The sequence below is a fragment of the Streptomyces luteolifulvus genome, assembly GCF_008806595.1.
GTDB lineage: Bacteria > Actinomycetota > Actinomycetes > Streptomycetales > Streptomycetaceae > Streptomyces > Streptomyces luteolifulvus.
The window spans coordinates 162,153-184,644 of sequence record NZ_VZRB01000001.1; the positions used below are offsets into that span (position 1 = coordinate 162,153).

Sequence of the window (22,492 nt, forward strand, 5' to 3'; positions counted from 1 at the left end):
CCCCCTTCATGCACGCTGACCTCTCCCGCTCCACTTTCCGCCCGGAGCGGCACTACTCCGCGGTCATCGCCCAGCAGGGCCGCGTCCAGCTCGACGCCGACGCCAACGAACACACCGCGATCCAGCTCCACCACGCCCGCACCCTCGCCGCCGACCTGATCGGACCGCACGGCGGACCGGTCGACGCGGCCGGCTTCCGCATCGACTACGTGGGCGGCAAGCACGACATCGACACCCTGTACATCCACGGTGGCCGCTACTACGTCGACGGCATCCTGTGCGACGCCGACCGCCCGGCCCCCGGCATCCCGGTGCCCGACGAGGACACCGAGGACACCAAGGACGCCGCGGACTCCACGGAGCAGGAGACCGCGGCCCCGCCCGCGTTCTGGACCTACTGGGACCAGCCCGACGGCTTCCGCGACCCGGAGAAGCCCGGCGACCGGCTGCCCTCGCCCGCCCAGACGCCCTTCGTGGTCTATCTGAAGGTGTGGGAGCGCTCGGTCACCGCGGCCGAGGACCCGGCCCTGCGCGAGGTCGCCCTCGGGGCGGCCCTGCCGGACACCGCCGCCCGGGTCAAGGTCGTCTGGCAGGTGCTGCCGCTCTCCCTCGCCGAGCTGGCGATCGAGGAGCCCGAGCCGTCCAAGGACGTCGTCCGCGCGGCGTTCGAGCGCTGGGCCAGGGGCCGCGCCGCACCCTCCGCCCGGCTCGCCGCCCGCAGCGAGCGGCCCGACCACGCCGACGAGGACCCGTGCCTGGTCAAGCCGGACGCCCGCTACCGCGGCCCGGAGAACCAGCTGTACCGCGTCGAGGTCCACGCCGGCGGCGCGGCGAAGGACGCCACCTTCAAGTGGTCCCGCGAGAACGGCTCGGTGGTCTTCCCCGTCGACGAACTCGACGGCACCTGGGTGCAGTTGGCCTCCCTCGGCCAGGACGACAAGCTGGACCTGGACGTCGGCGACCTCGTCGAGTTCACCGACACCGCCTACGCCTCCCGGCTCGAACCCCTGCCGCTCCTGCGGGTCGAGGAACTGGACCTGCCGGGCCGCCGCGTCCGGCTGTCCGCCGAACCGGCGCCGGGCGTCGGCCGGCTGCCGCACCTCCACCCCTTCCTGCGCCGCTGGGACCACCACGAGGGCCCGAAGCGCAAGGGACGCACCACCGCGCTGAAGGGCGGCGCCGTCCCCGTCGCGGAGGGGGAGTGGCTGCCCCTGGAGGACGGGGTCGAGGTGTACTTCGCCACGGGCGGCACCTACCGCACCGGTGACCACTGGATCATCCCCGCCCGCACCGCCACCGGAAGTGTCGAGTGGCCCGCCGACCCGGCCCGCCGCCCCCTGCTCCGGGCGCCCTCGGGCATCGCCCGCCACTTCGCCCCGCTGGCCCTGGTCAAGGGCGAGGGCGGCGCCGTCGACCTGCGGCTCGGCTTCGCCCCGCGGGCCGGCAGCATCCCGGCGGCCGACGAGGCGACGCTCGCAGCGGAGGAGCAGGCCCGCCGGCAGGAGCAGGAGGCGGAGGCGGACCCGTCCGGCGGCCGCTCGCAGACGACAGCGGCCGCGGAGGCCGCCGTGGAAGGAGACGAGTGATGGCGACGCCGCTCAGCGCGTCCAAGTTGGTGGCGATCCTGCGCGCGGAGGGCCTCACGGTCCACGAGGTGCGCAACTGGCGCACCCACAACCGCAACACCAAGGGCCCCTGGGGGCCGGTCAACGGCGTGATGATCCACCACACCGTCACCTCCGGCACCGAAGCCTCGGTGAACATCTGCTACAACGGCTACTCCGGGCTGCCGGGACCGCTGTGCCACGGCGTCATCGACAAGAAGGGCCATGTCCACCTCGTCGGCAACGGCCGTGCCAACCACGCCGGGCTCGGTGACAGCGACGTCCTGCGCGCCGTCGTCAACGAGACGGGGCTGCCGCACGACAACGAGGCCGACGCCGACGGCAACCGGCACTTCTACGGCTTCGAGTGCGTCAACCTCGGCAACGGCAGGGACCCCTGGCCCGAGGTGCAGAAGGAGGCCATCGAGAAGGTCGCCGCCGCGATCTGCCGCCACCACGGCTGGAGCGAGCGCTCGGTGATCGGCCACAAGGAGTGGCAGCCGGGCAAGCAGGACCCGCGGGGCTTCACCATGGACGGCATGCGCCGGCGCATAGCCGACCGGCTGGACGGAAAGGCCCCCAAGCCGGATCCGAGGCCCGACCCGAAGCCGGCGCACGCCCCGTTCCCGGGCAGCGGCTTCTTCCACATCGGCCAGAAGTCCCGGGTCATCACCGCCATGGGCCGCCGCCTGGTGGCCGAGGGCTGCGGCCGCTACGAGGAGGGGCCGAGCCCCGAGTGGACCGAGGCCGACCGCCGCTCCTACGCCGCCTGGCAGACCAAGCTCGGCTTCAGGGGCAAGGACGCCGACGGCATCCCGGGCAAGTCCAGCTGGGACAAGCTGAAGGTGCCGGCGACCTGACCCGGGTCGGTCCGAAACCTACCGCCTGCCGGGCGACGTCCGACAGGCCCTACTGCCCCTACTACCCCGCTGCCCGCGCCTGTGGCGAGGGCAGCGGGGGCAGTGCCGTCCCGTACACCCACGCGTCGAAGAGGTCGTCCAGCGGCTCGGCCGCGAACCGGGCCGCATGCGCGGTGAACGTCGCCGTGGTGACGGAGCCGCCCCGGTGCAGCCCCGCCCAGGCGCGCAGCATACGGAAGAACGCCTCGTCGCCCATCGCGCAGCGCAGGGCGTGCACGGTGAGTCCGCCGCGCTCGTAGAGCCGGTCGTCGAACATCGACTTCCGGCCGGGATCGGCCAGCCGCAGGTCCTGCGGCTGGCCGGACAGCAACCGGTGTGCGGCGGTGGCGAGTTGCTGTGCGCTCCGCCCGCCCGAGCGCTCCGACCACAGCCACTCGGCGTACTTCGCGAAACCCTCGTTCAGCCAGATGTGCCGCCAGTCGGCGATGGACACGCTGTTGCCGAACCACTGGTGCGCCAGCTCGTGCGCCACCAGACGCTCCGAACCCCTCGCCCCGTCCACATGGTTGGCGCCGAACAGCGACAACCCCTGGGCCTCCACAGGGACATCGAGCTCCTCCTCGGTCACCACGACGGCGTACTCGTCGAACGGGTACGGCCCGAAGAGCTGCTGGAAGAGGTGCATCATCCCCGGCTGCCGCGCGAAGTCCCGCGAGAACTCGGGCAGCAGGTGCGCCGGAATGTGCCCGTGCTGCGGAACCCCGCCGAGCCCCGGGTCGCCGAGCAGCACCGTCTCGTACTTCCCGATCGACAGACCCACCAGATAGCTGGACGTGGGCGCCGACTGTTCGTACACCCACGTGGTCGTCGACGCCCTGGTGGTCCGGGTCAGCAGCCGCCCGCCCGCCACCACCGCGTAGGCGGACGGCGTCGTGATCGAGATCTGGTACGACGCCTTGTCCCCGGGCCGGTCGTTGCACGGGTACCAGGACGGCGCCCCGACCGGCTGGCTCGCCACCAGCGCCCCGTCCCCCAGCTCCTCCCAGCCGAGCCCGCCCCAGGGGCTGGCGATCGGCTTGGGGTTGCCCGACCAGTGCACCTCCACGGTGAACGCGGCCCCGGCCCGCAGCGGTTTCGCGGGCCGGACGCGCAGCTTGCCGCCCCGGTGGGTGTAGTGCGGCTGCCGGCCGTCCACCCTGACCCGGCCGATCTTGAAGTCGGCCAGGTTGAGCTGGAACTCGGTGAGCGACGACCGGCCCGCGATGGCGTTGATCCGGGCCGTCCCCGACAGACGGTTCGGGCCCGGGCGGTAGTCCAGCACGAGCTCGTAGCGGTGCACCCGGTAGCGGGGATCACCATTGGCCGGGAAGTACGGGTCCGCACCCACGGACTGCTGAACTGCCACTGCTGCGTCTGCTCCCTGCGCTGTGCTCGTACGTCGTGCCGGATCGCGAAGAAACGCATCGTCCCCGGGACCCGGCCGAGCCGCGCTCACTTCCGGGAACGCCATGCCTCGATCGGGTTGCCCAGCCAGCGGGTGTCGTCGGGAACGGACTCCGCCGCCATGACGAGCGAGGCCGGACCCAACGTCGTACGGGCTCCGACCGTGCTGCCCGGCAGGACGATTCCGCCAGGGCCCAGCGTGGCGCCCTCACGGAGGACCACAGTATCCGTCCGCAAGATCCGGTCGTGGAAGAGGTGCGTCTGCAGCACACAGCCCCGGTTGACGGTGGCCGCGTCCTCCAGTGTCACCAGGTCGCTCTCCGGCAGCCAGTAGCTCTCCACCCAGGCGCCCTTGCCGATACGGGCTCCAAGACCCCTCAGCCACGCGGTCATCAGCGGTGTCCCCGGCACCGAACCGGCCAGCCACGGCACGGCCAGCACCTCGACGAAGGTGTCCGCCAGCTCGTTGCGCCACACGAACCCGCTCCACAGCGGATGCTCGCCGCTGCGGTGCCGGCCCACGAGCAGCCACTTCGCGGCCACCGATACCACGCCCGCCAGGACACCCGCCCCGAGCAGCACCAAACCGGACAGCAGCCCCGCCCACATGCCCAGCGCGCACAGCGCCGCCAACGTCAGGACTGCCAGGGCAGCCGAGCAGAACACCGGCACGATCCGGCACAGCTCCACCAGACCGCGGGCCCACAGCAGCCGCGCCGGCGGTTCGTACGTCCTGCTGTGGTCGCCGTCGGAGGTGCTGCGCGGCAGCTTGACGGGCGGCAGCCCCAGATACGAGCTGCCCTTCTTCGCCTTCTTCGGCGTCGCCGACAGCACACCCACCAGTCCGCCGTCCGGCACGCTCCGCCCCGGCGCGGTCATCCCCGAGTTGCCCAGGAAGGCCCGCCGCCCGATCTCCGCGCGCCCGATCCGTACCCAGCCGCCGCCGAGTTCGTACGGCGCGGTCAGCGTGTCGTCGGCGAGGAACGCGCCGTCGCCGACCGTGGTCAGGCTCGGCAGCGCCAGCACGGTCGACACCTCGGCGCGCCGCCCCACGCGCATCCCGAGCAGCCGCAGCCACACCGGCGTGACCAGCCCGGCGTACAGCGGGAACAGGGTCTCCCGCGAGCGGTCCATCAGCTGGCTGACGGTCCAGGCCTGCCAGCCCACGCGGCTGTGCGTGGGATGCGTGCCCTCGCGCAGGCCGAGGCTCAGCAGCCGTACGGCGATCAGCAGCAGCACGGCGTACGCCAGCCCGAACGCGAGCGTCGCCGGCACCAGGGCGACGGCCGCACCCCTGACCGCCTCGCCGAGCGAGCCGCCCGCGGGGACGAACTCAAGGGCGACGGCGAGCGCGGCCAGGCCGGACAGCACCGGCAGCGCGGCCAGCGCGATGCCCGTCAGGCCGTACATCACACGCCAGTACGTGCCCCGGCGGGGCCGCTCCTTGGGCCAGTTGCGCTTCGCCTTGCCGAGCTTGACCGCGGGCGCGCCCGCCCACCGCTGACCGGTGGGAATCTGACCGGTGACGGCCGACCCGGGCGCCACCTCGGCCCGCTTGCCGACCCGGGCACCCGGGAAGAGCATGCTGCGCGTGCCGACCACGGCGTGCGCGCCCACCTTGACCGGGCCGATCTCCAGCCGGTCGCCGTCCAGCCAGTACCCGGACAGATCCACCTCGGACTCGACGGCCGCGCCCCGGCCCAGCTTGAGCATGCCGGTGACTGGCGGCAGCGAGTGCAGATCCACCTCCGGCCCGACCTTGGCGCCCAGCGCCCGCGCGTACCGCTCCAGCCACGAGCCCGTCAGCGAGGTCGCCCCGCTGAACTCGGCCAGCCGCTCGGCGGCCCACAGCCGCAGATGGACGCTCCCGCCGCGGGGGTAGCGCCCGGGCCGCACGCCGCGCAGCAGCAGCCGCGCCCCGCCCGCTGCGATCGCGAGCCGTCCGGGCGGGGTGAACAGCAGCAGGGCGCCGGTCACCACGAGCCACCAGGGAGCGGTCGGCAGCCAGGCGTACGCGGGCAGCAGATTCCCGAGCGCGGCCAGCGGCACCGTCCAGCGCAGCCCCAGCAGTGTGAACAGCGGAACCAGAAGCAACAGCTGGATCACCTTGGCGCGCACCGGCACCGGGGCGATCACCCGGTCCGCGCCGTCGTCCGGCGCGGACTCCTCCAGACGGCGGGCCAGCTTGCGCAGCACGGGCTGCTGGTAGATGTCGAGGACGGCGGCACTCGGGTACCGGGTGCGCAGCCGTGTGGTCAGCTGGGCGGCGGCCAGACTGCTGCCGCCGATCGCGAAGAAGTCGTCGCGGGCGCTCGTGACAGCGATGCCGAGGACTTCCCGCCACTGCTCGGCGAGCCAGGCCTCCGTCCCGTACAGCTCTTCCGCGGGGCCGCCGGTCTCCAGGCCCTCCAGGGGCCAGGGCAGCGCCTTGCGGTCCACCTTGCCGCTCGTGCGGGTCGGCAGGTCGTCGACCGGCGCGAGCAGCGGCACGAGCGCGGCGGGCAGCTCGGCCCGCAGCTTCTCCACGGCCGCCGCCTGGTCCCAGTCCTCCTGGGTGACGACATACCCGACCAGAAGCTGGTTGCCGCTGCGGGCGGTGCGCACCGCGGCCGCCGCGCCCGCGACACCGGGGAGCGCCTGCAGAGCCGCGTCCACCTCGCCGAGCTCGATCCGCCGCCCGCCGAGCTTGATCTGCTCGTCGGCCCGCCCCAGGAACACCAGCCCCTCGGGCTCCGCCTTGACCAGATCACCACTGCGGTACGCCCGCTCCCAGCCGAGCGACTCCAGCGGCGCGTACTTCTCCGCGTCCTTCTCGGCGTCGAGATACCGGGCGAGCCCCACCCCGCCGATCACCAGCTGCCCGGTGCCGCCCATCGGCACCGGTTCCCCGGCCTCGTCGACGACGGCCAGCTCCCAGCCGTCCAGCGGCAGCCCGATCCGGATCGGCTCCTCACCGCTCATCAGCGACGCGCAGGCGACCACGGTGGCCTCGGTGGGCCCATAGGTGTTCCAGACCTCGCGTCCCTCGGTCACCAGCCGCTGCACCAGCTCAGGAGGGCAGGCCTCGCCGCCGAAGATCAGCAGGCGTACGTCGTTGAGGGTCTCCGGCTCCCACAGGGCCGCCAGCGTCGGCACCGTCGAGACGACGGTGATCTCCTGCTCGACCAGCCAGGGCCCGAGATCGGCCCCGCTCCTGACCTGCGCGCGCGGCACGGGCACCAGACACGCCCCGTACCGCCAGGCCAGCCACATCTCCTCGCAGGACGCGTCGAACGCGACGGAGAGCCCCGCCATGACCCGGTCGCCGGGCCCGACCCGGTCGTCGGTGAGGAACAGCGCGGCCTCGGCGTCCACGAACGCGGCGGCGCTGCGGTGACTGACGGCGACGCCCTTCGGCTTCCCGGTGGAGCCGGAGGTGAAGATGATCCAAGCGTCGTGCTCGACACCGGGACGCGCGGCGCGGGCCTCGGACCAGCCATGGACGGCGATCTCGTGTCCGCCCGCGATGACGGCCCGCACCCCGGCCTCCCCGAAGACCAGCTCGGCCCGCTCGTCCGGGTCCTCGGCGTCCACCGGGACGTAGGCGGCCCCTGCGGCCAGTACGGCGAGAATGGCGACGTACAGATCATTGGTGCCCGACGGGACACGGACGCCCACCCGGTCGCCGAGTCCGACCCCGGCGGCGCCGAGCCTGCGCCGAAGCTGCTCCACCTCGACGGCCAGTGCCTGATAGGTGAGCCGGGTGGTGCCGTCGTCCAGTGCGAGCTCATCGGGGTACGACCGCACGGAGGCGTCGAAGACGTCGACGAGCGTGCGGGGAGAGGCCGCGTGCCCCCCGGAGAAACGTGCTGTGTCACCGAACCGCTCACGGATCTCTTCGTCGAGCAGACCGAGAGCACTGCTCTCCTGTATGGCTGCCATCAGGTCCTCGTGTCTCGATCCCGGAAGCTCCGGGGCGCCGGCGGGCCCTCAGGTCTGCCTGGGGTTGTCCGGCCCGGCTTCGTAACAAGCCGGAAATTTTAGTACAACCTAGGTTCGGGATGGTCGGATCACCATTCGAAGAGGGCCGTTCGGGGAAGCCTGGGCGGCCGGGGGATCGGCGCTGACCTGGTGATCTTCACGTGAACGAGACATCCCCCACACAACGAGTGAGGGCCGCGACCTCATGGTCGCGACCCTCACTCATCTCGTGTGTCCGAGGGGGGACTTGAACCCCCACGCCCGATAAAGGGCACTAGCACCTCAAGCTAGCGCGTCTGCCATTCCGCCACCCGGACAAGGTGTCTGTCGCGCGGGGTTTCCCCGCGGCGACAGAGGAAACATTACCAGGCTTTCCCGGGTGGCCGATCACCCCTCGTCGCGGCCCCGCACCTTGGGGCGCGGGCGCGCGGAAGGGCAGGATGAGGAGGACCACCAGCAGTGACAGCGGGAGGAAGCAGCGTGAGCGACACGGACACGGCCCAGGGCGTCACCGGTCAGGACGAGGTCGTGGACCTCTGCCGCGAGCTGATCCGGATCGACACCAGCAACTACGGCGACCACTCGGGTCCCGGCGAGCGTCAGGCGGCCGAGTACGTCGCCGAGAAGCTCGCCGAGGTGGGTCTCGAACCCCAGATCTTCGAGTCGCACAGGGGGCGGGCGTCCACCGTTGCCCGTATCGAGGGCGAGGACCCGTCCCGGCCCGCGCTGCTCATCCACGGCCACACCGACGTCGTACCGGCCAACGCCGCCGACTGGACCCACGACCCCTTCTCCGGCGAGATCGCGGACGGGTGCGTGTGGGGGCGCGGCGCCGTCGACATGAAGGACATGGACGCGATGACCCTCGCGGTCGTCCGGGACCGGCTGCGCAGCGGGCGCAGGCCGCCGCGCGACATCGTCCTCGCCTTCCTGGCGGACGAGGAGGCGGGCGGTACGTACGGGGCGCGGTTCCTCGTCGACAAGCACCCCGGCCTCTTCGACGGGGTCACCGAGGCGATCAGCGAGGTCGGCGGATTCTCGTTCACCGTGAACGAGCAGCGGCGGCTCTATCTCATCCAGACCGCCGAGAAGGGCATGCACTGGATGAAGCTCACCGTGGCGGGCACGGCCGGGCACGGGTCGATGATCCACCGGGACAACGCGATCACCGAGCTGTCGGAGGCCGTCGCCCGGCTGGGGCGGCACACGTTCCCCGTACGGGTCACCAGGACGACCCGCGCCTTCCTCGACGAACTCGGGGACGCGCTCGGCACCGAGCTCGATCCGGAGAACATGGAGGGAACGCTCGCCAAGCTCGGCGGCATCGCCAAGCTCATCGGCGCGACCCTGAGCAACACCGCCAACCCCACGCAGCTGAACGCCGGTTACAAGGTGAACGTCATCCCGGGCGAGGCCACCGCACACGTCGACGGGCGCTTCCTGCCCGGGTTCGAGGAGGAGTTCCTCGCCGACATCGACCGCATTCTCGGACCGGACGTGCGGCGCGAGGACGTGCACGCCGACAAGGCCCTCGAAACGAGCTTCGACGGGACGCTCGTGGCGGCCATGCAGTCCGCACTGCTCGCCGAGGACCCGGCCGCGAAGGCGATCCCGTACATGCTCTCCGGCGGCACGGACGCCAAGTCCTTCGACGACCTGGGCATCCGGGGCTTCGGGTTCGCGCCGCTGAAGCTGCCGCCGGAGCTGGACTTCGCGGGCATGTTCCACGGGGTCGACGAGCGGGTGCCGGTGGATGCCCTCCAGTTCGGCGTGCGGGTGCTCGACCGGTTCATTGACGCGTCCTGATGCAAGTATTCGGCTGCGTGTACGGAGTTGACTGAGAAGAGTGAAGCCGACCATACGCTCGTAGCTCCAATACTCCATCCTCGTTACTGGTGTTGTGATCCGCTGAACTTGGGATCGCATTGCCTACAAGGAGGAATAATGATCAAGAAGGTCGTCGCTGCTGCGGTTGCCACTGGTGGGCTGATTCTCGCGGGCGCGGGCCTGGCCGTCGCCGACTCGGGTGCCCAGGGTGCCGCCGTGCACTCCCCGGGCGTCCTGTCCGGCAATCTCGTCCAGGTGCCCGTGCACGTCCCGGTGAACGTCTGCGGCAACACGGTCTCCGTGATCGGGCTGCTGAACCCCACTTTCGGCAACACCTGCGTCAATCAGTGACGTTGTGCCTCGCCCCATGAGGCTCTGAGCCCGTCGGCCCCGGAGCGCATGCCATTCGCTCCGGGGCCGACCGGCCTTTCGTTCGGGATTTCGGTTCCAGAATTCCGGTTCCATGATTTCGAGACTTCGGACTTCGGGACTTCGGGATTTCGGGACAAGTCGAAGGCAGGGATTCAGCAATGCGACAGGTCACCCGCAAGGGCCTGATGACCGTGGCGGCCGCGACCGGTGTGATCGCCGCCGCGGGCGGTGCCGCCCACGCCGACTCGGGCGCGAGCGGCTCCAGTTCGAACTCGCCCGGCGTGCTGTCCGGCAACACCGTGCAGGTGCCGGTGCATGTGCCGGTGAACGTCTGCGGCAACACCGTCAATGTCGTCGGGGTTCTGAACCCGGCGGTGGGCAACAAGTGCGCCAACAAGGGCGGCTCCGGCGGAAACGGGGGCGCGCACGCGGGCGGGCGCACCACCGACTCGCCCGGTGTCGGCTCGGGCAATCAGGTCCAGGTGCCGGTCGACGTACCGGTGAATGTGTGCGGCAACAGCGTGAACGTCATCGGGGTCGGCAATGTCGCCGCCGGCAACGACTGCGTGAACGGTGGCGGTTCCGGGAGCGGTACGCCGGGACAGCCGGGGAATCCTGGGCAGCCGGGGAACCCGGGCAATCCGGGCAATCCGGGAAACCCTGGTAACCCCGGAAACCCTGGTAACCCCGGAAACCCTGGTAACCCCGGAAACCCTGGTAACCCCGGAAACCCGGGTACTCCAGGCAACCCAGGTAACCCGGCAAATCCTGGCAATCCGGGTCAGCCCGGGCAGCCCGGCTCCCCGAGCACCCCGCCCGCCACGGGCGGCCAGACGCCGGGCGGCTCCACGAACGTCAACCAGCCGGGTGGCCGGTCGGTCGTCCCGCCCGGGGACGCGCAGCTCGCGCACACCGGAAGCGACCTGCCGATCGGTCTGGCCCTGCCGGTCGGCGCGGGAGCGCTGCTGGCGGGCGCGGTGCTGTACCGCAAGGCCCGTGCCTCGGCGTAGTGGAACGGTGGCGCAACGGAGCGGGCCCCGCCTCGGCGGGGCCCGCTCCGTTCTGGTCGCCTCAGCTCACCATGTGGCGCGCACCTGGCGGATGATCCGCCGACGCAATCGCACCCTGCGGCTGCCGTCACGCATCAGGCTCAGGCGGTCCAACTCCCAGTGTCCGTACTCGGCATGGTCCGTCAGCAGACGTGTGGCGTCCTTGCGGGAGACCCCGCGCGGTACATACACATCGACAAATTCGTATTCCGGCATCGCATCTATTGTGCGGGCTGGGGCCCGGTACGGATAGCGTCTGCACTATGTCTGATGCTGCGCAGCCCACCGCTGCCGAGGTACGCGCCGCCGCCGAGGCGGTCAAGACCGCGCTCGACCGCCACCTGGCCGCGGTCGAACGCAGGTCCGGGGAGGACGACACGGCCGTCTACGAGGCGTTCAACGACCTGGCCGCGGCCGCCGAGGCCTACGACGAGCTGCTCTACGACCGCTATGACGAGGTCACGCCCTTCGAGATCCCCGGCGCGGACGACTCGCTGCCGCCGTACACGGGTCCCGAGGAACCGAACGCGCTGAGCGTGCTGATCCGCCGCGACTACGCCGTGGCGGAGCCGCAGCGGCTGCTGGCGCAGGCCGAGCGGGTCGAGGCGGTGGAGGACGAGGACACGGGCACGCAGGCCGCCGCCACGGTCCACGGGGCGCTGGGCATCCTCTTCGGCGAGTTCGAGCCGGACGAGATCGCCTCCCGGCACAAGGAGTTCGGGCTGGAGGAGGGCGACTCCACGCTCTGGGTGACGGCCGCCGACGAACCGGCCGGCCCCGGTGAATGGCTGGAGGCGCCGTTCGAGCAGGTCGACCCGCAGCGGGTGGTCTGCCGCTTCGACGTCAGTGCGGTGTTCGACGAGGAACTCGACGACGACCTCGAAGAGGACGTGAACGAGGACGCGGAGGACGGCGAGGACGCGGACGACACGGACGAGGAGTTCGAGGACGAGCTGGAACCGCTGGACGCGGATCGCTGAGCCGGCACGCCGGCCGGTGCGACGGCGGCGGCCCGGGGACGACCCCGGGCCGCCGCTGTCGCCCGTTTCAGCCCGCCGCCGGAACCTGCGGGGCTGCTCGCCCCGCCGGAACCTGCGGGGCGAGCAGCACGGGCAGCCGGGTCGTGCGCGGCTTCGCCGGGACCTCCGCCACCGCCCTCGGCAGCGCCTGCTCCACACCGTGCACCACGGACAGATGGCGGCCCGCCCGCCCGAACGCGGTGTAGACCCAGGGACGGCTGAGGGACTGCACGGCATCGCCGGGCAGCACCACGACCGCCGCGGGCCACCGGCACCCCACCGCCTGGTGCGCGGTCAGCGCCCACCCATGCCGCACGGACTGCTCCACCCGCTCCTTCGCTACGACGACGCTCTCGCCCGCGCACGACAGGTGCAGCCCGTCGGCGTCCGCCTTCACCACGCGGCCGGGCAGCGTACGGCCCGGTGCGGGCGAGTAGGCGATCCGGTCGCCCGGGTCGAAGCCGCCGAACCGGCCGGGACCGGGGTTGAGCCGCTCCTTGAGCGCCGCGTTCAGCGCGCGGGTGCCGGCCGCGCCGCCATGCCCCGGAGTGATCACCTGGGTCTCCTCGGGAGGGACCCCGATCGCGCGCGGCACCGAGTCCGCGACCAGCTGCACCGTCCGGTGCACGGCCTCGCCCGCGTCCCGCACCGGCACGATCACGATCTCCTTGCCGGGCGCCTCGACCTGGTTCAGCTCGCCGATGCCGATGCCGGAGACCAGCTCGCCCAGCGGCCCGGGGTCCGGCCGCCGTGAGGCGATCTGCGGGCAGACCCGCGCGGCCAGCAGGTCCGCGAAGACCCGGCCCGGGCCCGCCGACCACAGCACCGCCGGGTCCCCGCTCAGGACCAGACGGGCTCCGTCCGGCAGCGACTCCGTGACCAGGGCGGCCGTCTCGACGTCCAGCTGGGGCGCGTCGAGCACGACGAGCAGATCGAGGTCCAGAGCGCCGTCCGCGTCCCGACCCGGCCCCTCGACGCCGGACAGCAGCCCTGCGACGGTGGCGACACCGGGGCCGGTCGACGCGGCATGCTCCGGAGTGCCGGACCCGGCGGGTGTACCCGCGTCGCCCTCTGCCGTCAGTGTCGCGAACCGGGCGCGCCCCAGCGGGGTGTGCGCGGCCGCCCAGGCGCGCAGCCCGAGCCGATGCGCCGCGCGCAGCAGCTCCGCGGGTTCGGCCAGCGAGGCGTCTGCGCCGGTGTGCAGGACCAGGCCATGGCCCGCGACGGCCCGGATCAGCTCGGTGGCGGCGCCTTCGGCGGAGTCGGCGGCACCCTCCCAGTCCGCGGCCGAACCGTCCTCCTTGGGCACCGAGTTGATCAGCCGGGCCAGGCCGTCGGCGAGGCTCTCCTCCGCGAGGGCGTACCGCTCCAGTCCGACGAGGACGCGGACCGGGCGCTGGTCATCCGCGTCGTCCCTGTCGTCCCCGTCGTCCCTCTGGGGCTCGCCCTCCGCCCGGACCGGAACCCCGGGCTGGTCCACGGCGTCCTGGAAGACCAGGGCCTCGCCCTCCGCGATCGCGTCCTGCACGGCCGCGTCCGGGTCCGGCACGGACTGTCTGCCCAGTGCGGCGACGAGTGCCGGTAGCTCCAGGGCGGTGTGCCCGGCCAGGGCCGCCTGCTCGAGGAGCCAGACGGTGACCGCCCGGCCCCGCCGCTCGTCGCCCGGGCCGCACTCCGCGCCGAGCAGTGTCCGCGCGAAGCCGTCGGCCTGCTCCGGCCGCACTCCGCCGACCCGCAGCAACTGCCAGGGGTCCGCCCGCAGCCGCTCGTCCGCCGCCTCGCCCAGGGCGGCGGCGGCCTGCGGCGCGAGCGTGTCCGGCGCGCCCCCGGCGGCGAGTACGCGCAGCGCGGCGTCCACGGTCTGCGGTGCGGGAGCCGAGGGTGCGGCGGTCTCGGGGGACACGGGCTGCGGCCTGGGCTCCGGGGCGGGACGGCGCGGTGCGGGCGTGGGCTCGCGGAAGGCGGTGGCGACGGGTTTCTCGCCGCTCTCCACGGCCCGTACGGCCGCGAGCAGGTCGGCGGCCCGGCCGCTGAGCTTGCTCCCGCTGTCCACGGGCCTCTGCTTCTGGGCCTTCCGCCGCGCGATCCGCTCCCGCTCGACCCGCTGGGCGGCCAACTCGGCCTCGGCCTCGGACAACTGCCCCTGACTGTCTTCCGCGGAGGCCGCGGTCTCGGCGTCGCCTCCGTCGGCCGGGGCCTCGCCGCCCCCGCTCTCCGCGGCTCCGCCCGGCTCGCCCCCCGCCGCGTCCTCGTCCTGCGCGGCCCGGTCGCCGGCGGCAGCCGGGGGTACGGGTGCGCCGCCTTCCGCCCCGGCGTCCGGCGTCACCGGCTCGGCGTCCTCGGCGCCCTCGGTGGGCTCCGGCTCGGTGCTCACAGCGTGCTCCAGTCGTGATCGGGATAGCGGTGCAGGGGCGCCGACACATCGTCGAGCGCCCGGCAGATCTCGTCAGGAAGACTAAGGGCCTCCACTGACAACGCCGCTGTGAGCTGCTGCGCGTTGCGCGCGCCGACGATCGGCGCGGTCACCCCCGGCCGGTCGCGGACCCAGGCGAGGGCCACCTGGAGGGGCGTTACCGCGAGTCCGTCCGCCGCTGTCGACACCGCGTCCACGATGCGGCTCGCCGTGTCGTCGAGGTACGGCTCGACGAAGGGGGCCATGTGCTCCGAGCCGCCCCGTGAGTCGGGCGGCGTCGCGTTGCGGTACTTGCCCGTCAGGACGCCGCGGCCGAGCGGTGAAGAGGGCAGCAGACCGATCCCGAGGTCCAGGGCGGCCGGCAGCACCTCCCGTTCGACGCCGCGCTGGAGCAGCGAGTACTCCAGCTGTGTGCTCGCCAGGCGGGTCCGTGTGCCCGGGGCCGCGAGCTGCCAGGTCGCCGCCTTGGCCAGCTGCCAGCCGCAGAAGTTGGAGACGCCTGCATAGCGGGCGCGGCCGCTGCTGACCGCCAGGTCGAGCGCCTGGAGGGTCTCCTCCAGCGGTGTGAACGGATCGAAGGCATGGACGTGCCAGACGTCGACGTAGTCCGTGCCGAGCCGGGTGAGCGAGGCGTCCAGGGCGGAGAGCAGATGCCCGCGGGAGCCGTCGACACGCCGGTCCGGGTCGGGCACACTGCCGGCCTTCGTCGAGACGACCAGGTCCCGGCGGGGCACGAGGCCTTCCATCAGGCGTCCCAGCAGGTACTCGGCCTCTCCGTCGCCGTACACGTCAGCCGTGTCGACGAGGGAGCCGCCGGCCTCCCAGAACGTCTTCAAGAGGTCCGCGGCGTCGTGCTCGTCCGTGTCCCGGCCCCAGGTGAGGGTGCCGAGTCCGATCCGGGACACGCGCAGGCCGGTGCGGCCGAGATGCCTCTGCTCCATGAACGCCGAGATTACTGGCCAGAACCTGCCATGTGGGGGCCTGTGGATAACCAGTTTTCCCGGCTGTTACCGGCGTTGATACGGGTTTCGTCGCGCCGTGTGGTCCGCCACTGTGCCGGGCGCGCCTGCCCATCGCCGCCACCGCCGCGCTACTGTCTCCGCAACAACGACGTTACTGATTGGTAAGGGGTATCGGCATGCAGCTCGGGATCAACCTCGGCTACTGGGGTGCCGGAATGGACGCGGACAATCTCGCCGTGGCGCAGGAGGCGGACCGGCTCGGGTATGCCGTGTGCTGGGCCGCCGAGGCCTACGGCTCCGACGCGGCCACCGTGCTCACCTGGGTCGCCGCCCAGACCGAGCGCATCGACGTCGGATCGGCCATCTTCCAGATCCCGGCACGCCAGCCCGCGATGACCGCGATGACCGCCGCGACCCTCGACTCGCTCTCCGGCGGCCGCTTCCGGCTCGGCCTCGGCGTCTCCGGTCCGCAGGTCTCCGAGGGCTGGTACGGCGTCAAGTTCGACAAGCCCCTTGCCCGCACCCGCGAGTACGTCGAGATCATCCGCAAGGCCATGACGCGGGAGCGGCTGTCGTACGAGGGGCAGCACTGGACGCTGCCGCTGCCCGGCGGCCCGGGCAAGCCGATCAAGCTGACCGTGCACCCGCAGCGCGAGCACATCCCGCTGTACATCGCCGCCATCGGGCCGAAGAACCTCGAACAGACCGGCGAGATCGCGGACGGCGCCCTGCTCATCTTCCCCTCCGCGGACCACCTCGAGGACACCGCGATCACATACCTGCGCGCCGGACGCGAGAAGGCGGGCAAGACCCTCGACGGCTTCGACGTGTGCCCGACGCTGCCCCTGGCCGTCGGCGAGGACAAGGACGTGGCCGCGCTCGCCGACACCTTCCGCCCCTACACCGCGCTCTACGTCGGCGGCATGGGCAGCCGCAAGCAGAACTTCTACAACCAGCTCGCCCAGCGCATGGGGTACGAGAAGGAGGCGGCCGAGGTCCAGGACAAGTACCTTGCCGGCGACAAGCAGGGTGCCGCGGCCGCCGTACCGCACGACCTGATCGACAAGACCGCGCTGCTCGGGTCCGTCGGCCGGATCGCGGACCGGATGAAGGCCTACGCCGAGGCCGGGGTGACCACCCTGACCCTCGCCCCCGCGGGCTTCACGCTCGACGAGCGGCTCACCTCGCTCCGGGCCGGGGTCGAGGCCATGGAGCACGCCGGGCTCGCGTGACACACCGTCACCACACGCGCGTACACCAGCGAAGTTTTCTGCGGCCGTGGTGGGGGCTCGGGGGTCTTCCCCGCCACGGCCGTCACGCAGAACAACGCGCCGGAGCCCGCCGGGTTACGCCCCCGTCGTGACCCGGGGGTCCTCCTTTTGGAGGAGTTGTCCGACACAGCTGTTGCAGCACCTCTCGCGCCGCATTTGACTCGTTCTTTGCGGGAATCCTGCGGAATGCTGCGGAGAGGTGTCCACGATGCTTTCGGCCAAGAGTCTGTTCCAGGAGATCCTCGACCACGACGAGTCCTTCCGGCTGTTCTGCTCCATCGCCGCCAGCGGGGAGTCGCAGGGCGGCTGGGAGAACGCCCGGATCGCGGCGCTCGTCCCGGAGAACGAACGCGCACTCGCTCCCAAGATCACCCGGCACGGCGCCGACGAGGACAAGCACGGACGGATCTTCAACGCCCTGCTGAAGAAGCGCGGCCTCGAACCCGTCCCGGTCCCGCCCGAGACCGACTACACGATGCTCCTGGAGCGGCACGGCATCGGCCTCGCCCACGAGAAGCTCAAGAGCGACGAGCGCCTGAGCGTGCAGGACATCGTCACCTACCTCGCCCACAGCCGCGTCACCGAGCAGCGCGCCTCCGAGCAGATGGAACTGCTGCGCAAGCACTTCGCCGACCACCCCGACATCGGCCGGGCGGTGAAGATGATCTCCAACGACGAGGACAACCACCTCGCCTACTGCCACGAGGAACTTCTCCGCTTCGCGTACGCCGGACACGGCCGCGCCATCCAGCGCACACTGCGCGAGAGCGCGCTGGCGGAGATCCGTATCTACCGCGACGTCAGCCTCGCCGTCATGGCCCACATGGGGCGCATCCTCGGCTGGCCGAAGGCGAAGTCCGCGGCGCTCGCGGCCGGCATCCACGCCGTGTACGCCTACGAGCGGGTCGTCGGCTGGCGCCGGATGGTGACCCTGAAGATGCCGGAACGCCGCGACGCCCTCGGCGGCCCCGCCACGACGGCCCCCGACTTCGCCTGACGGGCACCCGCGACCCCCGGAAAGATCCGGAAACCGCGCCCTACAGCCAGCCCCTGTGTTTGAACGTCCGGTACAGCACGACCTCCAGGAACGCCAGCAGCGCGACGAGCGCCGGATACGACCACACCCAGTGCAGCTCCGGCATGTGGTCGAAGTTCATGCCGTAGATCCCCGCGAGCATCGTGGGGATCGCGGCCATGGCCGCCCAAGCGGAGATCTTCCGCATGTCGTCGTTCTGCCGGACGCTCATCTGCGCGAGGTGCGCCGAGAGGATGTCGGACACCAGCCGGTCCAGTCCCTCCACCGACTCGTTCACGCGCGTGAGGTGGTCGCTCACGTCCCGGAAGAAGGGCTGCGCCTTGTCGTGGACGAACGGCACGCGCACGCCGAACATGCCCGTGCCCGCGAGCCGGGACAGCGGCTGAGCCAGCGGACCCGTGGCCCTCCTGAACTCCAGGATCTGCCGCTTGAAGGCGTAGATGCGGGACGCCGTGTGCCGGGAGCCGCCGCCGGTCGGCGAGAACACCTCCGCCTCCAGCTCCTCCAGGTCGGTGCCCAGCTCGCCGGCCACGTCCACGTAGTGGTCGACCACGGCGTCGGCGATCGAGTACAGCACCGCCGTGGGGCCGTGCCGGAGGATCTCCGGCTCGTGTTCCAGACGGCGTCGCACGGCCCCGAGGGGCGCCTCCTCGCCGTGCCGGACGGTCACCACGAACGAGTCGCCGATGAAGACCATGACCTCGCCGGAGGAGACGATGTCGCTCTTCGGCTCGTACCCCACCGGCTTGAGGACCATGAACATCGAGTCGTCGTACACCTCCAGCTTGGGGCGCTGATGCGCCTTCAGGGCGTCCTCGACGGCCAGCGGATGGAGCCCGAACTCCCGGGTGACCCGGTCGAACTCCTTCTCCGTGGGCTCGTACAGACCGATCCAGACGAACGCGTCGTGCTCCAGACGGCACAGATCCAGGGCGTCGGACAGGTCCTCCGGCCCCTCCGTCCGGCGCCCTTCCCGGTAGATGGCGCAATCGACGATCACGGAGCGTATTCTCCCGCCAACCGCCTCATAGCGCACCCTGATCCATTTTCGGCCTCGCTCCGGTCGGTGGCGGGCGAAGGCCTACCCTGGGCCGCATGCCCACGCTGATCCTCGTCCGGCACGGACGATCCACCGCCAACACCGAGGGAGTGCTCGCCGGGTGGACGCCCGGGGTCGCCCTCGACGAGCGCGGCCGGGCCCAGGCCGCCGCGCTGCCCGGCCGGCTCGCCGGGCTGCCGGTCTCCGAGATCGTCACCAGCCCCCTGCAACGCTGCCAGGAGACGATCCGCCCGCTCCTTGAGGCCCGGCCAGGCCTGAGCGCCCAGGCCGACGAGCGGATCGGCGAGTGCCACTACGGCGACTGGTCCGGCCGCAAGCTGTCCGAGCTCAGCGGCGAGCCGCTGATGGAGGTCGTGCAGGCGCACCCGTCGGCGGCCGAGTTCCCGGGCGGCGAATCGATGCGGTCGATGCAGGCACGGGCGGCCGAAGCGGTGCGAGACTGGAACGCGCGCGTGGAGCGCGATCACGGATCCGACGCCGTCTACCTCATGTGTTCGCACGGCGACATCATCAAGTCGCTCGTCGCCGACGCACTCGGACTTCATCTCGACCTCTTCCAGCGGATTTCCGTTGAACCGTGTTCCATCACCGCCATCCGTTACACACGCCTGAGGCCGTTTCTCATCCGGCTCGGCGACACGGGCGACTTCGCGTCCCTGGTGCCGCGCGAGGAGCCTCCGGCCGACGACGCCCCGGTGGGGGGCGGTGCGGGAGCACCGTGATCGTCGGGCGCAGTAGGGTGAAGCGGTCGCAGTAGCGCCGCACTTGCCTGCACCGACGCAGCGGGTGCGGTCCGCCGGTCCCATGCCGATCCACGATTCCAATGGAGACAGGACGTGTCCCGTCAGGTGTTCCTCTACGACCCACCGGACCGTTTCGTGGCCGGTACGGTCGGACTGCCCGGACGCCGTTCGTTCTTCCTCCAGGCCACCGCCGGCTCCCGGTCGACCAGCGTGGCCCTGGAGAAGACCCAGGTCGCCGCCCTCGCCGAGCGCATGGACGAACTCCTCGACGAGGTCGTGCGCCGCAGCGGCGGCAACGCCGCTGTCCCCGCCATGGCGCCCAACGAGATCTCCGACACGGCTCCCCTGGAGACACCCGTCGAGGAGGAGTTCCGGGTCGGCACCATGGCCCTCGCCTGGGACGGCGAGGAACAGCGCATGATCGTCGAGGCGCAGGCCCTCGTGGAACTCGACGCCGACTCCGAGGAGGATCTCGCCGAGGCGGAGGAGCGGCTCCTGCAGGACGAGGAGAACGGCCCTCCGATGCTGCGGGTCAGGCTCACCGGCGCGCAGGCCAGGGCCTTCGCCAAACGCGCCCTCGACGTCGTCAACGCCGGGCGGCCGCCGTGTCCGCTGTGCAGCCTCCCGCTCGATCCGGAAGGACACGTATGTCCGCGCCAGAACGGATACCGCCGCGGAGCGTGAGGTCCGCTGCGCTGCCGCCCGCCGCACTGCTCGCCGAGGGCGAGCTGACCGTGCGCGGGCGCATCCGTGAGGCGTCCAACGCGGCGCTGTACTGCACGGTGAGCCACGACGGACACGAGGCCGCCTGCATCTACAAGCCGGTCGCCGGGGAGCGGCCCCTGTGGGACTTCCCCGACGGGACGCTCGCCCAGCGCGAGGTCGCCGCGTACGAGGTCTCCGAGGCGACCGGCTGGGGGCTCGTCCCGCCCACGGTGCTGCGGGAGGGGCCGTACGGCGAGGGGATGTGCCAGCTGTGGATCGAGGTGACGCCCGCGGACGAGCTGCTCGCGCTGGTGGACGGCGAGGAGCCCGGACCGGGCTGGAAGGCGATCGGCTTCGCCGAGGTCGGTGACGGCAGGCCGGCGCTCCTGGTGCACGCCGACGACGTGCGGCTGCGCCGGCTCGCCGTGCTCGACGCCGTGATCAACAACGCGGACCGCAAGGGCGGCCATCTGCTGCCGGCCGCCGGAGGCCGTCTGTACGGCATCGACCACGGGGTCACCTTCAACGCCGAGGACAAGCTGCGCACCCTGCTGTGGGGCTGGGCGGGCGAACCCCTGACGGGCGAAGCGGTCGAGGTGCTGGAGGGCCTCGCCGAAGCCCTCCACCCGGCTGGGGCGCTCGCCAGGCGGCTGGCCGGACTGATCACCGGTGCCGAGCTCGACGCCACACGCGCGCGGGTGGCTGCGCTGCTGGACAGCGGGAAGCACCCTGAGCCGAGCGGCGAGTGGCCGGCCATTCCCTGGCCGCCCGTATAGGCGCAGGCGTGGCTCCCGGAAGCACAGTCGCCGCCATCGCGCAAGAACGCCCAACCAGTCATCCGGCTCGGTCCGGTTCGTATACGGAACATCCGTCCGGTTAGGCTCATGACATGCATGCCTGGCCCGCTTCTGAGGTCCCCGCCCTGCCCGGTCAGGGCCGCGACCTGAGGATCCACGACACCGCGACCGGTGGACTCGTCACCCTCGACCCCGGTCCCGTCGCCCGTATCTACGTCTGCGGCATCACCCCGTACGACGCGACCCACCTGGGTCACGCGGCGACCTACAACGCGTTCGACCTCGTGCAGCGCGTGTGGCTCGACACCAAGCGGCAGGTTCACTACGTCCAGAACGTCACCGACGTCGACGACCCGCTGCTGGAGCGGGCCGTGCGCGACGGTGTCGACTGGGTGGCCCTCGCCGAGAAGGAGACCGCCCTCTTCCGTGAGGACATGACCGCCCTCAGGATGCTGCCCCCGCAGCACTACATCGGAGCCGTCGAGGCGATACCCGGCATCGTGCCGCTCGTGCAGCGGCTGCGCGAGGCGGGCGCCGCCTACGAGCTCGAAGGGGACATCTACTTCTCCGTCGAGTCCGACCCCGACTTCGGCAAGGTGTCCAACCTGGACGCCGCCGCGATGCGTCTGCTGTCCGCCGAGCGCGGCGGCGACCCGGACCGCCCCGGCAAGAAGAACCCGCTCGACCCGATGCTGTGGATGGCCGCCCGTGAGGGCGAACCCAGCTGGGACGGCGGCTCGCTCGGCCGCGGACGCCCCGGCTGGCACATCGAGTGCGTCGCCATCGCCCTCGACCACCTCGGCATGGGCTTCGACGTCCAGGGCGGCGGCTCCGACCTCGCCTTCCCGCACCACGAGATGGGCGCCTCCCACGCCCAGGTGCTCACCGGCGAGTTCCCCATGGCCAAGGCCTATGTGCACGCCGGCATGGTCGCCCTCGACGGCGAGAAGATGTCCAAGTCCAAGGGCAATCTCGTCTTCGTCTCGAAGCTGCGCCGGGACGGCGTCGACCCCGCCGCCATCCGCCTCGCGCTGCTCTCCCACCACTACCGGGCCGACTGGGAGTGGACCGACCAGGTCCTCCAGGACGCCGTCGCCAGGCTCGGCCGCTGGCGCGCCGCCGTGTCACGGCCCGACGGCCCGCCCGCCGAGGCGCTCGTCGAGGAGATCCGCGAGGCCCTCGCCGCCGACCTGGACGCCCCGGCCGCGCTGGCCGCCGTGGACCGCTGGGTGGCGCTCCAAGGCGAGCGCGGCGGCACCGACGAGGGCGCACCCGGCGTGGTGTCCCGGGCCGTGGACGCGCTGCTGGGCGTGGCCCTGTAGCCACCTCGGGCACGAGAAGGGCGCTGCCTTCCCCACGGGGAGGCAGCGC

18 protein-coding genes and 1 tRNA gene are annotated in these 22,492 nt (G+C 71.9%); 12 read left to right on the forward strand and 7 right to left on the reverse strand.

Features of this window, described 5'->3' with window-relative positions:
* Positions 1 to 8: 8 nt before the first annotated feature.
* Positions 9 to 1,586 carry a DUF6519 domain-containing protein gene (locus tag F7R91_RS00760; protein WP_150943335.1) on the forward strand — a complete coding sequence of 526 codons (1,578 nt, stop codon included), beginning with the start codon at positions 9 to 11 and terminating at the stop codon, positions 1,584 to 1,586.
* On the forward strand, positions 1,586 to 2,464 hold the full coding sequence (locus tag F7R91_RS00765; RefSeq protein ID WP_150943337.1) for a peptidoglycan-binding protein: 879 nt from the start codon (positions 1,586 to 1,588) through the stop codon (positions 2,462 to 2,464). Before F7R91_RS00760 ends, F7R91_RS00765 begins: the two co-directional genes overlap by 1 nt.
* Positions 2,465 to 2,525: 61 nt before the next feature.
* On the opposite strand, the gene F7R91_RS00770 is transcribed toward F7R91_RS00765, so the two are convergent.
* The 3 genes from F7R91_RS00770 to F7R91_RS00780 all read right to left on the reverse strand — a co-directional run bounded on the left by F7R91_RS00770 (position 2,526) and on the right by F7R91_RS00780 (position 8,184).
* Positions 2,526 to 3,869, reverse strand: a complete 1,344-nt coding sequence (locus tag F7R91_RS00770) for a M1 family metallopeptidase (protein WP_150943339.1) — start codon at positions 3,867 to 3,869, stop codon at positions 2,526 to 2,528.
* A gap of 86 nt (positions 3,870 to 3,955) precedes the next feature.
* Complete coding sequence (locus F7R91_RS00775; RefSeq protein ID WP_150943340.1) at positions 3,956 to 7,828, reverse strand: Pls/PosA family non-ribosomal peptide synthetase; 3,873 nt, start codon at positions 7,826 to 7,828, stop codon at positions 3,956 to 3,958.
* A 271-nt stretch (positions 7,829 to 8,099) separates the two neighbouring features.
* A tRNA-Leu gene (locus F7R91_RS00780) sits at positions 8,100 to 8,184 on the reverse strand.
* Between the two features lie 163 nt (positions 8,185 to 8,347).
* On the opposite strand from F7R91_RS00780, the gene F7R91_RS00785 reads away from it, so the two are divergent.
* The 3 genes from F7R91_RS00785 (at position 8,348) to F7R91_RS00795 (ending at position 11,076) form a co-directional block, all read left to right on the forward strand.
* Entirely contained in the window at positions 8,348 to 9,673 is a 1,326-nt protein-coding gene (locus F7R91_RS00785) for a M20/M25/M40 family metallo-hydrolase (protein WP_150943342.1), read from the forward strand.
* A gap of 138 nt (positions 9,674 to 9,811) precedes the next feature.
* Entirely contained in the window at positions 9,812 to 10,045 is a 234-nt protein-coding gene (gene chpH, locus F7R91_RS00790; RefSeq protein WP_150943345.1) for a chaplin ChpH, read from the forward strand.
* Between the two features lie 179 nt (positions 10,046 to 10,224).
* Positions 10,225 to 11,076 carry a chaplin gene (locus tag F7R91_RS00795; protein WP_150943347.1) on the forward strand — a complete coding sequence of 284 codons (852 nt, stop codon included), beginning with the start codon at positions 10,225 to 10,227 and terminating at the stop codon, positions 11,074 to 11,076.
* A 66-nt stretch (positions 11,077 to 11,142) separates the two neighbouring features.
* Here the strand turns inward: F7R91_RS00795 and F7R91_RS00800 are convergent, their stop codons facing one another.
* On the reverse strand, positions 11,143 to 11,331 hold the full coding sequence (locus F7R91_RS00800) for a DUF5703 family protein (RefSeq protein ID WP_007380901.1): 189 nt from the start codon (positions 11,329 to 11,331) through the stop codon (positions 11,143 to 11,145).
* Positions 11,332 to 11,378: 47 nt separating this feature from the next.
* On the opposite strand from F7R91_RS00800, the gene F7R91_RS00805 reads away from it, so the two are divergent.
* Positions 11,379 to 12,095: a hypothetical protein gene (locus F7R91_RS00805; RefSeq protein WP_150943349.1), complete on the forward strand. Its 717-nt coding sequence runs from the start codon at positions 11,379 to 11,381 to the stop codon at positions 12,093 to 12,095.
* 67 nt (positions 12,096 to 12,162) lie between these two features.
* On the opposite strand, the gene F7R91_RS00810 is transcribed toward F7R91_RS00805, so the two are convergent.
* Both F7R91_RS00810 and F7R91_RS00815 read right to left on the reverse strand, forming a co-directional pair.
* Complete coding sequence (locus F7R91_RS00810; RefSeq protein ID WP_150943351.1) at positions 12,163 to 14,508, reverse strand: helix-hairpin-helix domain-containing protein; 2,346 nt, start codon at positions 14,506 to 14,508, stop codon at positions 12,163 to 12,165.
* Positions 14,505 to 15,488 (reverse strand): aldo/keto reductase, encoded by a 984-nt coding sequence (locus tag F7R91_RS00815; protein ID WP_150943353.1) that lies wholly within the window; start codon positions 15,486 to 15,488, stop codon positions 14,505 to 14,507. The genes F7R91_RS00810 and F7R91_RS00815 overlap by 4 nt, the downstream gene beginning before the upstream one ends.
* 197 nt (positions 15,489 to 15,685) lie before the next feature.
* On the opposite strand from F7R91_RS00815, the gene F7R91_RS00820 reads away from it, so the two are divergent.
* Together F7R91_RS00820 and F7R91_RS00825 are read left to right on the forward strand one after the other, a co-directional pair.
* Positions 15,686 to 16,741: an LLM class F420-dependent oxidoreductase gene (locus F7R91_RS00820; RefSeq protein WP_150943355.1), complete on the forward strand. Its 1,056-nt coding sequence runs from the start codon at positions 15,686 to 15,688 to the stop codon at positions 16,739 to 16,741.
* 247 nt (positions 16,742 to 16,988) lie between these two features.
* Entirely contained in the window at positions 16,989 to 17,777 is a 789-nt protein-coding gene (locus tag F7R91_RS00825) for a ferritin-like domain-containing protein (protein WP_150943357.1), read from the forward strand.
* A 40-nt stretch (positions 17,778 to 17,817) separates the two neighbouring features.
* Here the strand turns inward: F7R91_RS00825 and F7R91_RS00830 are convergent, their stop codons facing one another.
* A complete protein-coding gene (locus F7R91_RS00830) occupies positions 17,818 to 18,816 on the reverse strand; it encodes a magnesium and cobalt transport protein CorA (RefSeq protein WP_161064760.1) in 999 nt (332 codons plus the stop codon).
* Positions 18,817 to 18,911: 95 nt separating this feature from the next.
* Here F7R91_RS00830 and F7R91_RS00835 point away from each other — a divergent pair, with 95 nt between their 5' ends.
* The 4 genes from F7R91_RS00835 (at position 18,912) to mshC (ending at position 22,443) form a co-directional block, all read left to right on the forward strand.
* A complete protein-coding gene (locus F7R91_RS00835) occupies positions 18,912 to 19,598 on the forward strand; it encodes a histidine phosphatase family protein (protein WP_150943359.1) in 687 nt (228 codons plus the stop codon).
* A 114-nt stretch (positions 19,599 to 19,712) separates the two neighbouring features.
* Positions 19,713 to 20,303 carry a DUF3090 domain-containing protein gene (locus F7R91_RS00840; RefSeq protein ID WP_150943361.1) on the forward strand — a complete coding sequence of 197 codons (591 nt, stop codon included), beginning with the start codon at positions 19,713 to 19,715 and terminating at the stop codon, positions 20,301 to 20,303.
* Complete coding sequence (locus F7R91_RS00845) at positions 20,267 to 21,100, forward strand: SCO1664 family protein (protein WP_191971295.1); 834 nt, start codon at positions 20,267 to 20,269, stop codon at positions 21,098 to 21,100. The genes F7R91_RS00840 and F7R91_RS00845 overlap by 37 nt, the downstream gene beginning before the upstream one ends.
* A gap of 113 nt (positions 21,101 to 21,213) precedes the next feature.
* Positions 21,214 to 22,443 (forward strand): cysteine--1-D-myo-inosityl 2-amino-2-deoxy-alpha-D-glucopyranoside ligase, encoded by a 1,230-nt coding sequence (gene mshC / locus F7R91_RS00850; RefSeq protein ID WP_150943363.1) that lies wholly within the window; start codon positions 21,214 to 21,216, stop codon positions 22,441 to 22,443.
* The last annotated feature ends 49 nt before the right edge of the window (positions 22,444 to 22,492 follow it).

Excerpts from the sequence above, each read along its gene's own strand:
- F7R91_RS00815 (WP_150943353.1), bottom strand. The coding sequence starts at position 15,488 with ATGGAGCAGAGGCATCTCGGCCGCACCGGCCTGCGCGTGTCCCGGATC.
- F7R91_RS00765 (WP_150943337.1), top strand. The coding sequence starts at position 1,586 with ATGGCGACGCCGCTCAGCGCGTCCAAGTTGGTGGCGATCCTGCGCGCG.
- F7R91_RS00825 (WP_150943357.1), top strand. The coding sequence starts at position 16,989 with ATGCTTTCGGCCAAGAGTCTGTTCCAGGAGATCCTCGACCACGACGAG.
- mshC (WP_150943363.1), top strand. The coding sequence starts at position 21,214 with ATGCATGCCTGGCCCGCTTCTGAGGTCCCCGCCCTGCCCGGTCAGGGC.
- F7R91_RS00795 (WP_150943347.1), top strand. The coding sequence starts at position 10,225 with ATGCGACAGGTCACCCGCAAGGGCCTGATGACCGTGGCGGCCGCGACC.
- F7R91_RS00835 (WP_150943359.1), top strand. The coding sequence starts at position 18,912 with ATGCCCACGCTGATCCTCGTCCGGCACGGACGATCCACCGCCAACACC.
- F7R91_RS00760 (WP_150943335.1), top strand. The coding sequence starts at position 9 with ATGCACGCTGACCTCTCCCGCTCCACTTTCCGCCCGGAGCGGCACTAC.
- F7R91_RS00845 (WP_191971295.1), top strand. The coding sequence starts at position 20,267 with ATGTCCGCGCCAGAACGGATACCGCCGCGGAGCGTGAGGTCCGCTGCG.
- F7R91_RS00775 (WP_150943340.1), bottom strand. The coding sequence starts at position 7,828 with ATGGCAGCCATACAGGAGAGCAGTGCTCTCGGTCTGCTCGACGAAGAG.
- F7R91_RS00800 (WP_007380901.1), bottom strand. The coding sequence starts at position 11,331 with ATGCCGGAATACGAATTTGTCGATGTGTATGTACCGCGCGGGGTCTCC.
- chpH (WP_150943345.1), top strand. The coding sequence starts at position 9,812 with ATGATCAAGAAGGTCGTCGCTGCTGCGGTTGCCACTGGTGGGCTGATT.
- F7R91_RS00805 (WP_150943349.1), top strand. The coding sequence starts at position 11,379 with ATGTCTGATGCTGCGCAGCCCACCGCTGCCGAGGTACGCGCCGCCGCC.
- F7R91_RS00820 (WP_150943355.1), top strand. The coding sequence starts at position 15,686 with ATGCAGCTCGGGATCAACCTCGGCTACTGGGGTGCCGGAATGGACGCG.